Below are 15786 nucleotides of genomic sequence, written 5' to 3' on the forward strand. Positions count from 1 at the left end.
TATATCAACATAAGTTCGATCTATATAAGATTACGCTTATTATGCTTTTCCGACCCTTTCTCTCTTAATTTTATTGGCGACGCCAGCTCGTGCCTTGCGCGGAATCTAGCAACTCGACCCCCTTGGCCAACAACTCATCTCGAATTTCATCCGATCTGGCCCAGTTTTTATCTTGTCTGGCCTGGGCGCGCTCGCTAATTAAAGCTTCAATATCAGCATCTGATAAACCGGGTTGGGCTTCACCAGCCGATCCTTTAAAGAAGGACTCAGGGGTTTGCATTAACAAACCTAATCGGTTGGCTAAACTTTGCAATAAGGCCACCAAATCAGCCCGCTTGGTTTTGTTGACTTCTTTAACCAACTCAAATAATACTGAAATTGCCAAAGGCGTATTAAAGTCATCTTCCATCGCAGCATTAAAGCGGCTTTCAAACTCGGTATCTTTGGCCACCAGGCCTGGTGCTTGAGCCTCTAAAGCCGTATACAAACGTGCCAAATTGGTTTTAGCGGCCTGCAGGTTTTCCTGCGAATAATTTAGCGGGCTACGATAATGACTCGACAGTAAGAAATAACGAATCACTTCTGGATGGTAGTCATTTAACACTTCACGAATCGTGAAGAAGTTGTTCAGCGACTTGGACATTTTTTCATCATCCACTCGCACGAACCCCACATGCATCCAGGTGTTCACATAATGTTCTCCACCGTGTGCGCATTCAGACTGGGCAATTTCGTTTTCATGATGTGGAAACTGCAAGTCCATACCACCACCATGAATATCCAAACGTTCACCCAAACATTGCTCTGACATGGCTGAACATTCAATATGCCAACCCGGGCGACCATTACCCCACTCCGAATCCCAAGCTGGTTCGTCTTGTTTTGAAGCTTTCCACAATACAAAGTCCATAGGGTTTTGTTTGTGTGGATTAACTTCAACACGTGCGCCCGCTTCCAATTCATCTTGTTTTTTGCCCGACAAACGGCCATAGGATTCAAAAGATGTGACCTTAAAATACACATCGCCATTGTCAGCCGCGTAAGCATGACCTTTATCTATCAAGGTTTTCACCATGGTTTTAATCGCGTCAATGTAATCGGTTGCACGCGGTTCTTCGTCTGGGCGCAACACGTTTAAGGCGGCTTCGTCTTCATGCATCGCATCAATAAAGCGTTCGGTTAAGGATTGCACGGATTCTTTGTTTTCGAGCGCACGCTTGATGATCTTGTCATCAATATCGGTGATGTTACGCACATATTTAACATCCAACCCCAAAGCACGTAATTGACGAACCACCGTATCAAACACCACCATCACCCGTGCATGGCCGATATGACAATAGTCATAAACCGTGACACCGCAGACATACATGCTGACCTTACCCGCTTGAATCGGTTTAAATTCTTGTTTTTGACGGGTTTCGGTATTGTAAATTTGTAAACTCATAAATCTTTCCGTTTTGGTGTTTGACTCAGATTTTGCTATAAAACCCTCTAAAACCGCTGAACATTTTAAGCTTGTTCGCTCCAGGTGTCTCTTAAACCCACGGTGCGATTAAACACCAGGCCTGGTTGTTTGTTGTCACGACAAAAGTAACCTTCTCGTTCAAACTGGTAAGCTAACTCTGGCGTGGCATCGGCCAAAGCTGGCTCAACAAAGCCTTGTTTAATGATAAGCGATTCGGGGTTTAATACTGCTTCGAAGTCTTCTGCTTTGCCGGGGTTAGGCACATTAAACAATCGATCATATAAATAAAACTCAGCCGGTACCGCTTTGCTGGCTTCAACCCAGTGAATCACACCTTTGACTTTACGGCCATCGGCTGGGTTTTTGCCCAGCGTGTCCGGATCGTAACTGCAATAAATGGTTTTAAGTTCGCCTTGTTCGTCATTTTCAAAACGCTCGGCTTTAATAATATAAGCGTTGCGTAAACGCACTTCTTTGCCTAACACTAAACGTTTGAAATGCTTATTGGCCTCTTCACGGAAGTCATCGCGATCAATATAAACTTCACGCCCAAACCAAATTTCGCGTTTGCCCATATCTTCATTCTGCGGATGAATTGGCGCTTGAATCGGCTCAACCTGACCTTCTGGATAGTTTTCAATCACCACCTTAACCGGATTCAACACCGCCATTGAACGCGGGGCATGCACGTTTAGGTCATCACGTACTGCGGCTTCCAAAATACTCATTTCGGTAAAACTATCAACCTTGCTCACACCAATGCGATCGGCAAAGCTACGAATCGAAGCCGGTGTATAACCACGACGGCGTAACCCTGAAATCGTAGGCATACGCGGATCATCCCAACCCGACACCATATGGTCATTCACCAACTGGTGCAATTTACGCTTAGACATCACGGTGTATTCTAGATTTAAACGCGAAAACTCATATTGGCGTGGGCGTGTCGCACTTGGCAAAGTGATGTGATCTAAAATCCAATCGTATAAACGGCGATTATCTTGGAACTCTAAGGTACATAAAGAATGGGTTACGCCTTCGATCGCGTCCGAAATACAATGCGCAAAGTCGTACATTGGGTAGATGCACCAAGCGTCGCCGGTTTGATGATGGGTTTGAAAACGAATGCGATACAAAATCGGATCACGCATACACATAAAAGGTGAAGCCATATCAATTTTGGCACGTAATACACACTCGCCTTCTTTAAACTGGCCGGCGCGCATTTTTTCTAACAGGTCACGATTTTCATCAACACTTGTGTCACGGTAAGGACTGGCTTTACCTGGTTCAGTGAGTGTGCCGCGATATTCACGCTGTTGTTCCGCGTTTAAGAAACATACGTAAGCGAGCCCTTTTTCTACCAATTCCAAGGCATACTGATAAAAGGATTCAAAATAATTTGAGCTATAACGAATCTCACCCGACCACTCATAACCCAACCAAGCTACGTCACGCTGAATCGAATCGACATATTCCAGGTCTTCTTTTTCTGGGTTGGTATCATCAAAGCGTAGGTTGCACTGACCTTGGTAATCTTCTGCCAGGCCAAAATTAAGGCAAATCGACTTAGCATGACCAATATGAAGATACCCATTTGGTTCGGGCGGAAAACGGGTTTGAATGCTTTTATGTAACCCGTTGGCAAGGTCTTCATCAATTATGTTGCGAATAAAATTAGTGGCGCGTTCACTTGCTTCAGCCTGACTCATCGACAAAATCCATCTAAATTAAAAAAATAGTGAGCCATTATAACATTCCTATTTCGCCTTAACACGGCCTTAGATGCAGTTCCTTGCCGACTTGATCGGTGGTAAAATGCCTGCAATTTCATCTGATTTAAGGATTCAATCATGTCAAAATTATTTTTACGCCTCGGCCTCTTATTCAGCCTGTTTTTCACGCCGTTTATGTCGGTCCACGCCGAAAACCCGCGCGTATTAATGGAAACCACTCATGGCGCTATGATTATCGAACTCTACCCAGAAGAAGCCCCTGAAACCGTTGAGAACTTTTTAGCTTATGTTAAAAGTGGTTTTTATGAAGGCACCATTTTTCATCGTGTCATTCGTGACTTTATGATTCAAGGCGGTGGTTTTGATCAGAACATGAAACAAAAACCTACTTTAAAACCCATTAAAAACGAAGCCGACAATGGGTTACAGAACAAAATTGGGACGATAGCGATGGCACGCACCAGTGATCCTCACTCGGCTACTGCTCAATTTTTTATCAACGTCGCCAATAACACTCCGCTCGATTTTCGAGAAAAAACGCCACGCGCTTATGGGTATGCCGTATTTGGACGCGTGGTAGAAGGCATGAGAACCGTTAACGAAATCCGCAACATGCCGACAGGCCGCAGCATGGGACATCAGGATGTACCATTAAAGCCAGTTATCATTCAAAAAGTTAGTCAAATTCGCTAAGCAAACATTAACTGATCAACCACCAGGCCTGGTGGTGACATTTTAAAAGGAAGTTAAAACATGACACAGGTTGTTTTTCATACCACATTGGGCGACATCACGATTGAAGTCGATCATAAAAATGCGCCCATCAGCGCAGCTAATTTTGTTCAATATGCGGAAGATGGTTTTTATAATGGCACCATTTTTCACCGCATCATTCCAAACTTCGTGGTGCAAGGCGGCGGCTTAGAACCCGGCATGGAAAATAAAAGCACGCGTGCACCGATTGAAAATGAAGCCGATAACGGTCTTAAAAACTTAAAAGGATCATTATCTATGGCGCGCACCATGGATCCAAACTCGGCAACTTCGCAGTTTTTTATCAACCTTAAAGACAACGACTTTTTAGACCATACCGGCAAAAATCCACAGGGTTGGGGTTATGCGGTTTTTGGCCGTGTGGTTGAAGGCATGGATGTCGTCGAAAACATGGCGAAAGTTGCCACTACCAGCCGTCAAGGCCATCAGGATGTGCCAGTAGACGATATTTTGGTCGAAAACACTACGGTTAAAACGGCAGAATAAGATTTGGCTTCTCAACCATCTCATAGCTATCTACTGGCTGATGTTCATCTTCAGCCAGACACACACCACCCCATCAACCAAGCCTTTATCAAGTTTATTAACCAACAAGCTCAGCAAGCCGATTCGGTTTATATTTTGGGGGATTTGTTTGAAACTTGGGTAGGTGACGATCTGAGCATTCCGATCTACCAACTTGAAATCAATGCGCTCAAAGCCCTGACAAAAGCGGGTACAAAACTTTACATAGGTTATGGCAATCGAGACTTTTTGATGCGCCAAGCCTTTTGGCAAGCCACCGGCGCTGAATTTATAGAAGATGAATGCGTCACGCAGATTCAAGGCGTCGATTGTTTATTGCTACATGGCGATAGCTTATGCACTGATGATAAGGACTATCAACGCATGCGCAAATGGTTTCGTAAATCTTGGGTGCAGTGGCTATTTTTGCATTTACCTAAAAAAACGCGCCTTAAAATTGCACAAAAACTGCGTCAAGAGTCCGGCAAACATGCGCAATACAAACAAGCTGACATCATGGATGTTTCTATCCAAGCGGTTGAGACATTGTATGCGCGGCATCCGCAGATCGAGCACGTCATTCATGGACATACCCATCGTCCCGCACATCACCACTTCATGCTAAATGGGGTTGAAAAACAACGCTGGGTTTTAGGTGACTGGCGGCCTGAAACTGAAATAATCAAAATCGCCAACCAAAAAATTAACTCGATTAAATTCGTATAAAAAAGCAATCGATTTAAAACTGACCAACCTATTCGGCTACAGACTTGGCTGCGGCCGCTATTTTTTGCTCTTCTTGCACTGGTTTAAGCAGATTTAACTCGCCTTCTGAACGTGCAATCACCACCGCCCCAACGGAATCACTAAATATATTCACTGAGGTACGCATCATATCCAATAAACGATCCACCACCAGTAAAATACCTAAAGCCTCAATCGGCAAACCCACCGCCATCAAAATGACACTGATGGCGACCAAACTGGCTGACGGAATCCCAGCCACACCAATTGACGTTGCCAACGCCAACATGACGACCAACAACTGCTGTGTCCAGCTTAAATCGACGCCAAACAACTGAGCAATAAACAGAACCGCAACACATTCATAAAGTGCCGTGCCGTTCATATTAACTGTCGCCCCTAAAGGCAAGACAAAACTGGATACACGATTCGAAACGCCTGCACGCTTTTCGACATTCGACATAGTTACAGGCAAAGTAGCCGAAGAAGAACTGGTTGAAAAGGCAGTTAAAAGCGCCGGAAACATCGCGCGATAGTGCCACCAGGGATTCTGAATGCGACCCACAAACTTTAAAATTAAACTCATAACAACAAAAAAGTGTAAAGCTAAGGCCAATGTCACGGTCACAAAGAACCAGGCTAAGTTTTCAAACTGGTCAAAACCGGTGCGCGCCACTGAAGCGGCCACCAAACCAAATACGCCATAAGGCGCAAACTTCATCACTAAGTTCGTAATTAACATCATGACATCAAACACGCCCTGCCAAAAATCATGCAGGGTTTCACGGGTTCGACCGGTTAACTGAGTCATGAAATAACCGAATAAAATACTAAAAAAGATCAAACCCAACATTTGGGTTTCAGCCGCCGCGGCGAAGATATTATCCGGCACCATTCTAAGGAATACCTGCACAATATCACCTGCCCCTTTACCTTCTACCGCACTCATTAGTTCAACATTGGTTTCAATCACCGGCGCATCGCCGTGTCCAACGCCCGGCTGAATAATATTGACCACTGATAAGCCAATGATGATTGCGGACAAGCCTGTCAGCGCATAATAACTAAGCGTTTTTAAACCCAATCGGCTAAAGCCACCTTGGCCACCAACATTACTCACACCGATAATAATCGCCGAAACCACTAAGGGCACCACAATCATTTTGAGCGCATTTAAAAATAGCGAACCGACAAACTCATAAATCGAAATCCAGTTAATGCCAAAAATTTGACCGGTTACTCCAGTCGCACTTCCCATAATAGCGGCTAAAACCAGTGCAATCATGATTTGCCAATGTAACGCTAATTTCATTCTTTCTCCTGTCGTGTTCGAACTAATCTTTATCCGTAATCACTCGATCACGGCCTGTATTTTTGGCTTCGTAAAGTAATTTATCGCAATAAGAAATCAATTGATCGGCTGTTTGACCAGGTTTCAGGTCGGTCACACCGCAACTCACATTTTGATAAAAACCTTCTTTAAAATGGAAATCAGAAATAATCCATCTGATTTTATTTGCTAAATCAACAGCTTGAGACCGACTGGTTTCAGGGCAAATTAATAAAAACTCTTCACCACCCCAACGACCAAACACGTCACTTTTTCGAACGTTTTGTTTAACTAAGCGCGTAAAGACTTGCAACACCTCATCTCCAACCTGGTGTCCGTATTGATCGTTTACACTTTTGAAAAAATCCAGATCAAATAGAATAATCGATAATGCGCGATCATAACGATGCGCTACCGCGATGTGTTCTTGTAATGCCGCATCAAGCTTATGTCGATTAAACGCTCCGGTTAATTTGTCGGTGATCGAGAGTTTTTCAAGTTCCGCATTTTTTTCGATCAGCATCTCTTCCGCCACTTGAAGACGACCATGCAGCGCTCTTAAACGCAGCGTATATAAAGCCACGACCAAGAAAATAATAAAAATGACGATAAAAGCGGGTAACACTTTTGAATAGTCAACACGCGTGTCATATTCTAAACGTACCCATTTTTCATAAATCGCGTCTTGCTCTTTAGGCGTAATTGAGTCCAATCCTTTTTGCAAAATACTGACTAGTATAGGTTCATCGTTACGTACACCCATTGCCAAATCAAAAGAATAAGGTAGTTGCCCGGATATTTTTAAATTCACCAAACCTTCTTGTTTAATCAAGAAACTGACGGAAGCCAGGTTATCAACAAACGCAAAAACCTCCCCAAGCGCGACTTTTTTTAGTCCCTCTGTGGTTGTATCCACTTCTAATAAATCAAGCTCAGGGTGGTGATTTTTCAACCATTCATGTGATGCATAATCCTTAACCACCGCAATTTTTTGAGCTTGCAAACCATTCACGCCATCAAGAAACTCAACCGTTTGATCCGAGACTATCACCATCGGTGAACGTAAGTAAGGTCGAGTAAAACTGGCAAATTTTGATCGCTCTGGTGTATTGGCCGCCATCGCCAATACATCGATTTGACCTTCACGCATCAAACGCAAGGTGTTCGACCAATCACCATTGCGCTCGACTTCAAAAATTAAGCCTAGGCGTTGCGATAATAAATTTAAATAATCGGCCGCTATACCATCATGCTGACCTTGTTTATTAACAAAATCAAACGGATACCAGTTACGATCAATACCGACTCGAATGGTTTTATTTTTTGCAATAAAGGCCGCTTCTTGTGGTGTTAGTTTAATTTCACCCGAATGATATTCAGGACGATTGTAGATATTTTTATCGATCGAAAACTCAACATCCAGCAGACCATGACGGGCAAACAGTTTAGAAATATGCTGCAAGCGGCCATGATCAATCGTGCCAATCGGTACAGTAAAACGCGATACGGCTTGTTCAATGCCTTGTGCCTCAAACATCAACGCATCAAACGTTTTAGTGGTGGGATATTTATCAACAATTAACTGGGCGATTTCAGCTTTGTTATCCAAAGCATATTCCCAACCCTTAATCACCGCACGACGCATCGCCTCAACACGTTCATAGTTATTTTCGGCTTCGGTTGAAGTCGTAAACAGCATATCGCCGTATACATCTATACCGTAATTGACCGGATTTAGAATGTGTACATCTGCACCTTTCTGCCGCAATAAGTAAGGCTCATTAGTGCTGTAACCATAAATCGCGTCGGTTTCGCCATTTAACAGCACGTCATAGTCTCTTGTGAAAGGCTGGCGAATGACGCCCTGCTCTAAAATTCGATACTCCGCCAACATCGCCATAATTGGAAAGCCTTCCGCATCGTTTTGGTAAAAACGTATACGTTTACCAACCAGGTCTTGTGGTGATTGAATGCCTGATGATTTTAAAGTAATTAAAACATTGGGCGAGTGTTGAAAAATCGGAGCGACAATACGCACACCGACTTTGTGGGCTTGATAGAGAAATAAAGCAGAATCGGCTATGCCATAATCGGCTTCGCCATTAAGAACTTGTAGGATATTATTTGCTTCTGGATCGCGCTCTAGTAGCGTTACGTCCAATCCTTCTTCAGCAAAAAACCCTTTTTCGACTGCGGCATAATATCCAGCAAACTGGAACTGGTGATGCCATTTTAGCTGCAAGGTCACCGATTCATTAGCTTGAAGCGTCAAGCTAAACCCCAGCAAGAAGCTGGTTAGAAAGAACCCTAAAATATGGCTAACAAACGTACGAAACACCGAATACTCTCTGACATAAGGGATTTAAACCAATATAGCGAAACTTGCAGAGCTTGCCAATCAAAAATTCGTACGAATAAGGATTATTAGAATTTAATGATTAATCGCCACTAGTCCGGACATTGGAACCAGGCGGAAAAAGGTCCCATATTATGAACATCCATAAAGCCCTGCCCCATTAAAATCTGCTGCGCCATATAAGAGCGTTGGCCTGAGCGGCAAAACACAACAACTGGACGGCTTTTATCAAGTTTGAGTGCTGCTACCTGATCAATTTCATGCAGGGGTATATTAATCGCACCCGGTAATTGAGTTGACATAAACTCTTCAGGCGTGCGCACATCGACAAGCTGAGCTTGCTTGTCTTTAATCAATTGTTTTGTGTCTTCACAAGAAATAAACATCGTTTAACTCCAATACATAATTGGGGGCTAATATACAGGATACTAAACCAAAATACTCATATAAATAACCCATATCCCTATAAGGGAAAATACGGCCGCCAAAACATCGTCTAGCAGAATGCCAAATCCGCCTGATACCTTGGCATCAACCCAACGAATTGGCCAGGGTTTGACAATATCAAAAAAACGAAACACCACAAACGCAGCCAACCACCACCAGGCCTGGTGGTCATCATTCCAAGCCGCGCTGGGTAACAATAACAACACCAACCAGACCCCGACAAATTCATCCCAAACAATGCCGCCATGATCATGCACACCCACCAACTCAGCTGAGCGCCCACAAATCCAACTACCCGCTAATAAAGCCAGCGCAAACACAAACCAGGCCAGCGACATACTAAACAAGATCAATGGAATGAATAACAAGGTGCCTAACAAAGTTCCGGCTGTTCCAGGCGCTTTGGGTAATAAGCCTGACCCAAAACCAAAACCCAGCATTAAAGCTGGGTTTTTGAGCAGATCAGACCAAGTTGGATTGGTCATATTATTTGCCTTTGTTTAAGCTTAAGCTTTGTTAGATTGACGCTTACGTGCCGCAATGCGTAAACGTAATGCATTCAATTTGATAAAGCCTTCCGCGTCTTTTTGGTTATAGGCGCCTTTATCATCTTCAAAGGTGGCAATCGACTCATCAAACAAGCTGTTTTCTGATTTACGACCAACCACAATCACATTGCCTTTATAAAGTTTTAGGCGTACCACACCGTTAACGGTTTCTTGTGACTTATCAATTGCCGCTTGCAACATTTCACGCTCCGGGCTAAACCAGAAGCCGTTATAAACCAACTTGGCATACTTAGGCATCAATTCATCTTTAAGATGAGCGGCTTCACGATCCAAGGTTAATGATTCAATCGCGCGATGCGCTTTAATCATAATGGTGCCCGCTGGGGTTTCATAACAACCACGCGACTTCATGCCCACAAAACGGTTTTCCACCAAATCATCACGACCAATGCCGTTAGCGCCGCCAATTTTGTTTAACTCGGCCATAATAGTGGCAGGCGATAACTTCTCACCATTTAACGCAACGATATCGCCTTTTTCATAAGTTAACTCAATATAAGTTGGCGTATCCGGTGCCGCTTCTGGTGATACTGACCAGCGCCACATAGGTTCTTCCGGCTCGTTCCACGGATTTTCCAGTAAGCCGCCTTCATAAGAAATATGGAGCAAATTGGCGTCCATTGAATAAGGCGACTTTTTGCCTTTTTTGTTTTCAATCGCAATATTGTGTTGCTCGGCATAAGCCATCAACTTTTCACGTGAGTTCAAATCCCATTCACGCCAAGGTGCGATCACTTTTACATCCGGCATTAAGGCATAAGCGCCCAATTCAAAACGTACTTGGTCATTGCCTTTACCTGTTGCGCCGTGCGAAATCGTATCCGCACCCACTTGTTGGGCGATCTCGACTAAGCGTTTTGAAATAAGTGGACGCGCAATCGAGGTACCTAATAAATATTCACCTTCGTAAATTGCATTGGCACGAAACATTGGAAACACAAAGTCACGCGCAAATTCTTCTCGCAAGTCTTCAATGTAGATTTCTTTAATCCCCATTGCTTGCGCTTTCGCGCGTGCTGGCTCAACTTCTTCGCCTTGACCAATATCTGCCGTGAAGGTCACCACCTCGCACTTATATTCATCTTGTAACCATTTCGCGATAATTGAGGTATCTAATCCACCTGAATAAGCCAGTACTACTTTTTTAACTTGCGACATGCTTGTTTCCTTTTAATCTAAATTCTTACCAGAAAGCCTTTCAAATCAAGCACCAGGCCTGGTGCTTCGTGGTTTGAAAATTTAACTGGCCTAAACCCTATAATTTTGCGGAATTATACCTTAAAATCCTAAGCTTTAGGGCATGTCTATCAGACATAATTATGCTTTAGGGCTGCTCGAATAATCCTTCGTTTAAATAAAAGGCTAAATTTAATATGTCGTTAATGGATTACGTAAAAGTCGTTCCACAGTACATCCTGCCCAAACACCTGCTATCGAGTGGCATGCATTGGTTTATGCAAATCAAGCAGCCTTGGATCAAAAACCAAACCATTAAAGCCTTAAGCAAACTATACAAAATTGATATTACCGAAGCTGTGCATAGTGATCTTGAGTACTATCAGGACTTCAATCACTTCTTTACACGCGCATTAAAACCCGAAGCGCGTCCGATACATGAAGGAGACGATGTATGGGTCAGCCCAGCAGATGGGGTTATTAGTCAATCGGCCTCTTTAGACGGCAACCGTATGATTCAAGCCAAATGCCATGACTACCGTGTAGAAGCCTTGGTGGGTGGTGATATTCACTATGCCGATCAGTTTAAAAATGGCGACTTTGCCGTGATTTATTTATCGCCTAAAGATTATCATCGTGTGCATATGCCAATCAGCGGTAAACTCGTCTCCATGACCTATGTACCTGGGGATTTGTTTGCAGTGAATCCGTCCACGGTTAAATTGGTGCCAGGATTATTTGCACGCAACGAGCGCTTAGTGCTGCGTTTTGAAAGCCAGCATGGCCCGTTTTGTTTGGTAATGGTTGGCGCCATTTTTGTAGGTAGCATGGAAACCGTTTTTCAAGGTAAAATCACCCCACCTTATGCGCCCACCTTGCAACACTGGGATTATCAGCACGAACCACACTATTTTGCAAAAGGGGATGAAATTGGTCGGTTTAATATGGGTTCAACCGTGGTATTACTTACCCCAGAAAATCAATTCCCAGCCTTAGCGGAACAAACCGAACGCTTTATTAAAATGGGCGAAGCCTTTGAGTTTCCTAACCAACCGGAAACAGAGACAGATTACAACGACAACGATGAACTTGATGAACATGCCACTGGAGGCTATTAATCATGAAACAGATCACGGCAATAATTAAACCTTTCAAACTCGACGACGTTCGCGATGCATTACATGACATAGGTATTCACGGCATGACCGTGATTGAGGTGAAGGGTTACGGCCGCCAAAAAGGCCACACCGAAATGTACCGCGGCGCCGAATATGTGGTCGATTTTTTACCCAAGTTAAAACTAGAAATTGCGGTCGCGAATGAAGTGGTTGATAGTGCGATTGATGCGATTGTGCAAGCCGCCCAAACTGGCAAAATTGGTGACGGTAAGATTTTTGTTACCAGCATTGAACAAACCATTCGAATTCGCACAGGCGAAACGGGGCCTGAAGCGCTTTAATTAGGTTAGCAAATTAATAAGATGCCATCATTTGACTCTTGATTTTGATGGCCTCTTGTTAGACCTCGTTACCAATAAGACACCCCCACTTCATTTAGCTGACGGCGCTTAGCTAAACCACTCTCAGAAAGCGACACCACCTCCCACTGCCAAGTTCGACTTGCCGGCGGCGATTTTACGCCCCACCAAGGATCAAACTCATCCGTTATTTCGTCCTGACGATTAAACTCTCGATCAATTCGATCGGCAATTAAACAGACGCGAGCTTGAAAACGCTGCAAATAATGTAAATGCGCCTGAATTAAATCTTGCCCAATCCGATCAGCCTGAACATCACTTATTTGAAAGCGTTTTTGCAGCCAACGCACGGGCAACAAAGGCAATTGAGTGATCAAGTTTAGCGACACCACTAAGTCAACTGATTCATCATCCAACCAGGCTTTCGGGCTGGTTACATTCAAAATACCAGCCTGTAATGAGGCGAGACTTTCAGTTACATCGGCTTCAATAACTTCAATATTAGAATAGGCCGCCAACCTTTGACGTGCATCACGTGTAATCACAATATCAACTAAGCATACCTGCTCAAATGCTTCACTTAACAAGCTCAGCGGAATATCCTTCAGTGTGCCGGCGCCAAATAACAAAACCTTGCGTTTGGTTTCACACAGAGCAACGGCCTGTGCAATCGCCAATCGACAGTTGTGATAATGTGGTTCCCAGCTGGTCTGACAACGTTTCGCGCGTGCGGACATGGCCACCGACTCATACAAATACCCCATTTGGCGCGCATATTTGGAGCTTGAGGTGGTGAGATATTGCCAAGCTTCCCAGATCATTTTAACCTTCTCAATTTGAACGACAACAGGAGTCTCAAACCCGAGTTAATCCAAACCCAAGGCTTGAGATTTACGTGTTAGGGTATTACGCCCCCAGCCCAACTGAATCGCCGCATTTTGACGGTGAAAATGACTGGCTTGCAACGCGGTTTCGATCAACACCTTTTCAAACATCGGTTCAGCTGCTGTATGTAGCCCTTCTTTACCGGAATTCAGAAAGGCTTCTGCCCAATGACGTAAAGGGGTTTGCCAGTCATCTTCTTGCGTATCCGAGTCAACCCGCGGCGTGACTGAACGCAACTCTAACGGTAAATCTTCCATATGCACCAACTTGCCTGGTGCCATAATCGTCAGCCAAGTGCATAAACTGCGCAACTGTCGGACATTCCCCGGCCAAGCCAAGTTGGATAAAAACCGTTCGACTTCTTTTTCAAACTGTTTTTCTTCCAATCCAAGCGATTGGGCTTCTTTGTTCATATAAAATTTCAATAACAACGGAATGTCTTCTCGACGTTCACGTAAGGGTGGAATCTTGATACGGATAATATTGAGTCGATACAACAAATCTTCACGAAAATGGCCATCTCGTACCAGTTGCTCCATGTTTTGATGAGTCGCGGCCACAATACGCACATCGGCTCGGATCGGATCTCGCCCCCCTACTCGATAAAAACTACCATCATTTAATACGCGTAATAAACGGGTTTGCAAATCGACTGGCATATCACCAATCTCATCGAGAAATAGCGTGCCACCATGCGCTTGCTCAAAACGCCCAATACGCTGAGAATGCGCACCGGTAAACGCACCTTTTTCATGACCAAATAATTCTGACTCCAGCAGCTCTCGTGGAATCGCGGCAGTATTCAGTGCGACAAACGGTTTATTAGAACGTGGGCTCAGTTCATGCAAAGCTTGAGCAATCAGCTCTTTACCCGTACCGGTTTCACCATTAACTAACACGGTCACATCCAACTGAGACACCCGCCCAATAATACGAAACACTTCCTGCATTGCCGGTGCGGCACCAATAATATTAAGTGGTTGCTTGTTTGCCGCAGATTCAACCCGTGACCGGCTGGCACGCCCGCCAGACATCTGACGTTTGATTGCCCGGTCGACCAGGCTCAGGGCCTCATCAATATCAAAAGGCTTAGGTAAATATTCAAACGCCTTGCTTTGGTAGGAACGCACTGCGGTATTTAAATCAGCATGTGCGGTCATTATGATGACTGGAATGTTTTTATCAAACTCGTGGATGGCTTCCATAAACGTCAAGCCATCCATATCCGGCATACGAATATCACTGACAATGACAGTAGGTGGAAACTCATCCAAATGCTTTAACGCCAAGGTTGGCGAATCGAATGATTTTACCTGGTAAGGTTTATCTTCCAACGCGGCTTCCAATACCCAACGAATCGAAGCATCATCATCAACAATCCATACAATCGGCTCAACTTGAGCCTCACCGGGTTGTGTTTTTAATGTCATGCTTCACCTCTATCAAACGGAATATAGATATGGAATACAGTGTGGCCAGGTTCACTTTCCGCAACAATCAAGCCGCCGTGTTGACGCACAATATTTTGTGCCACAGGCAAGCCCAAACCTGTGCCTTCTTTTTTACTGCTCACCATCGGATAAAAAATCGAATCAAACACTTCTTTTGGAATGCCCTCACCTTCATCGTGAATACTGACGACTGCAACCAGAGGGAAGGTTTGGGTTCCTAGTGTAAACTTGCGTTCAACACGCGTACGAATAGTGATCAAGCCACCGTGCTTTTCCATAGCTTGCATGGCATTTTTTACCAAATTCATGAGTGCTTGAATCATGGCTTCAAAATCCATCAGAATTTCTGGAATCGACGGGTCATAATCCAGCATCAACTGCACATTCGCTGGAAACTCAGGCTTGGTGACACTTAATACGTGTCGAATCACCTCGTGAATATTATGCAATTCCTTTTGCGCGCTTTGTCGTGGACCTAACATCGAATCCACTAAGTTTTTTAAACGCTGCACCTCTCTGGCAATCACATCTAAAAAACTCAAGGCCTTAGTGTCTTGTTGAAAACGTTTTTGCAACAACTGAGTTGCGCCATAAATGCCGGCCAGCGGATTTTTGACTTCATGCGCCAAGGTTTTTACTAATAAATTCCCCGCTTCGTACTGATGCCAACGCTCATCTTCTTCAACAATACGGTGGTGGCGTTCAGTATTAAACAACTCAACTAGCCAGCCGTCTTGACCGTTATGTTCGTAGTTTGAAAAAGTACAACTAATACGGATGCGCTGTAAATCAGGAAGTTGAACTTGATATTCGTGAATCGTTAAACGTTGTTCACCAAAACTCGTTAAATCATCCACCAGGCCTGGTAG

15 protein-coding genes are annotated in these 15786 nt (G+C 44.1%); 5 read left to right on the plus strand and 10 right to left on the minus strand.

Going from position 1 to position 15786, the window contains the following annotated elements; all coding sequences use genetic code 11:
* Positions 1–70 precede the first annotated feature (70 nt).
* Together cysS and glnS are read right to left on the minus strand one after the other, a co-directional pair.
* Positions 71–1447, minus strand: a complete 1377-nt coding sequence (gene cysS, locus VIM91_RS10855; protein WP_331864832.1) for a cysteine--tRNA ligase — start codon at positions 1445–1447, stop codon at positions 71–73.
* A 65-nt stretch (positions 1448–1512) separates the two neighbouring features.
* Positions 1513–3180: a glutamine--tRNA ligase gene (gene glnS / locus VIM91_RS10860; RefSeq protein ID WP_331864833.1), complete on the minus strand. Its 1668-nt coding sequence runs from the start codon at positions 3178–3180 to the stop codon at positions 1513–1515.
* A 198-nt stretch (positions 3181–3378) separates the two neighbouring features.
* On the opposite strand from glnS, the gene VIM91_RS10865 reads away from it, so the two are divergent.
* The 3 genes from VIM91_RS10865 to VIM91_RS10875 are packed head-to-tail and all read left to right on the plus strand — an operon-like array spanning position 3379 to position 5208.
* The gene (locus tag VIM91_RS10865; RefSeq protein WP_331864846.1) at positions 3379–3897 is read left to right on the plus strand and encodes a peptidylprolyl isomerase; all 519 of its coding nucleotides are present in this window, start codon (positions 3379–3381) and stop codon (positions 3895–3897) included.
* Between the two features lie 60 nt (positions 3898–3957).
* Complete coding sequence (locus VIM91_RS10870) at positions 3958–4464, plus strand: peptidylprolyl isomerase (RefSeq protein ID WP_331864834.1); 507 nt, start codon at positions 3958–3960, stop codon at positions 4462–4464.
* A gap of 3 nt (positions 4465–4467) precedes the next feature.
* Positions 4468–5208: a UDP-2,3-diacylglucosamine diphosphatase gene (locus VIM91_RS10875; protein ID WP_331864835.1), complete on the plus strand. Its 741-nt coding sequence runs from the start codon at positions 4468–4470 to the stop codon at positions 5206–5208.
* 28 nt (positions 5209–5236) lie between these two features.
* Here the strand turns inward: VIM91_RS10875 and VIM91_RS10880 are convergent, their stop codons facing one another.
* The 5 genes from VIM91_RS10880 to VIM91_RS10900 all read right to left on the minus strand — a co-directional run bounded on the left by VIM91_RS10880 (position 5237) and on the right by VIM91_RS10900 (position 11086).
* Positions 5237–6538, minus strand: a complete 1302-nt coding sequence (locus VIM91_RS10880; RefSeq protein ID WP_331864836.1) for a dicarboxylate/amino acid:cation symporter — start codon at positions 6536–6538, stop codon at positions 5237–5239.
* A gap of 22 nt (positions 6539–6560) precedes the next feature.
* Positions 6561–8894, minus strand: a complete 2334-nt coding sequence (locus VIM91_RS10885) for a transporter substrate-binding domain-containing diguanylate cyclase (protein WP_331864837.1) — start codon at positions 8892–8894, stop codon at positions 6561–6563.
* A gap of 110 nt (positions 8895–9004) precedes the next feature.
* Positions 9005–9298: a rhodanese-like domain-containing protein gene (locus tag VIM91_RS10890; protein ID WP_331864838.1), complete on the minus strand. Its 294-nt coding sequence runs from the start codon at positions 9296–9298 to the stop codon at positions 9005–9007.
* A 42-nt stretch (positions 9299–9340) separates the two neighbouring features.
* Positions 9341–9844, minus strand: a complete 504-nt coding sequence (locus VIM91_RS10895) for a phosphatidylglycerophosphatase A (protein WP_331864839.1) — start codon at positions 9842–9844, stop codon at positions 9341–9343.
* A gap of 21 nt (positions 9845–9865) precedes the next feature.
* Positions 9866–11086, minus strand: coding sequence for an argininosuccinate synthase (locus VIM91_RS10900; RefSeq protein ID WP_331864840.1), 1221 nt, complete (start codon positions 11084–11086; stop codon positions 9866–9868).
* A 215-nt stretch (positions 11087–11301) separates the two neighbouring features.
* On the opposite strand from VIM91_RS10900, the gene asd reads away from it, so the two are divergent.
* On the plus strand, positions 11302–12222 hold the full coding sequence (gene asd / locus VIM91_RS10905) for an archaetidylserine decarboxylase (protein ID WP_331864841.1): 921 nt from the start codon (positions 11302–11304) through the stop codon (positions 12220–12222).
* A 2-nt stretch (positions 12223–12224) separates the two neighbouring features.
* A complete protein-coding gene (locus VIM91_RS10910; RefSeq protein WP_029935030.1) occupies positions 12225–12563 on the plus strand; it encodes a P-II family nitrogen regulator in 339 nt (112 codons plus the stop codon).
* Between the two features lie 68 nt (positions 12564–12631).
* On the opposite strand, the gene VIM91_RS10915 is transcribed toward VIM91_RS10910, so the two are convergent.
* The 3 genes from VIM91_RS10915 to glnL form a co-directional block, all read right to left on the minus strand.
* A complete protein-coding gene (locus VIM91_RS10915; protein ID WP_331864842.1) occupies positions 12632–13402 on the minus strand; it encodes a hypothetical protein in 771 nt (256 codons plus the stop codon).
* Positions 13403–13447: 45 nt separating this feature from the next.
* On the minus strand, positions 13448–14896 hold the full coding sequence (ntrC, locus tag VIM91_RS10920) for a nitrogen regulation protein NR(I) (RefSeq protein ID WP_331864843.1): 1449 nt from the start codon (positions 14894–14896) through the stop codon (positions 13448–13450).
* Positions 14893–15786 (minus strand): nitrogen regulation protein NR(II) (gene glnL / locus VIM91_RS10925; protein WP_331864844.1); only part of this gene is annotated, 894 nt, incomplete at its 5' end. The genes ntrC and glnL, both read right to left, overlap by 4 nt.

This window comes from Thiomicrospira sp. (assembly GCF_036568485.1).
Lineage (GTDB): Bacteria > Pseudomonadota > Gammaproteobacteria > Thiomicrospirales > Thiomicrospiraceae > Thiomicrospira.

Excerpts from the sequence above, each read along its gene's own strand:
- VIM91_RS10890 (WP_331864838.1), bottom strand. The coding sequence starts at position 9,298 with ATGTTTATTTCTTGTGAAGACACAAAACAATTGATTAAAGACAAGCAA.
- ntrC (WP_331864843.1), bottom strand. The coding sequence starts at position 14,896 with ATGACATTAAAAACACAACCCGGTGAGGCTCAAGTTGAGCCGATTGTA.
- asd (WP_331864841.1), top strand. The coding sequence starts at position 11,302 with ATGTCGTTAATGGATTACGTAAAAGTCGTTCCACAGTACATCCTGCCC.
- VIM91_RS10915 (WP_331864842.1), bottom strand. The coding sequence starts at position 13,402 with ATGATCTGGGAAGCTTGGCAATATCTCACCACCTCAAGCTCCAAATAT.
- cysS (WP_331864832.1), bottom strand. The coding sequence starts at position 1,447 with ATGAGTTTACAAATTTACAATACCGAAACCCGTCAAAAACAAGAATTT.
- VIM91_RS10880 (WP_331864836.1), bottom strand. The coding sequence starts at position 6,538 with ATGAAATTAGCGTTACATTGGCAAATCATGATTGCACTGGTTTTAGCC.
- VIM91_RS10910 (WP_029935030.1), top strand. The coding sequence starts at position 12,225 with ATGAAACAGATCACGGCAATAATTAAACCTTTCAAACTCGACGACGTT.
- VIM91_RS10900 (WP_331864840.1), bottom strand. The coding sequence starts at position 11,086 with ATGTCGCAAGTTAAAAAAGTAGTACTGGCTTATTCAGGTGGATTAGAT.
- VIM91_RS10870 (WP_331864834.1), top strand. The coding sequence starts at position 3,958 with ATGACACAGGTTGTTTTTCATACCACATTGGGCGACATCACGATTGAA.
- VIM91_RS10895 (WP_331864839.1), bottom strand. The coding sequence starts at position 9,844 with ATGACCAATCCAACTTGGTCTGATCTGCTCAAAAACCCAGCTTTAATG.
- glnS (WP_331864833.1), bottom strand. The coding sequence starts at position 3,180 with ATGAGTCAGGCTGAAGCAAGTGAACGCGCCACTAATTTTATTCGCAAC.
- VIM91_RS10865 (WP_331864846.1), top strand. The coding sequence starts at position 3,379 with ATGTCGGTCCACGCCGAAAACCCGCGCGTATTAATGGAAACCACTCAT.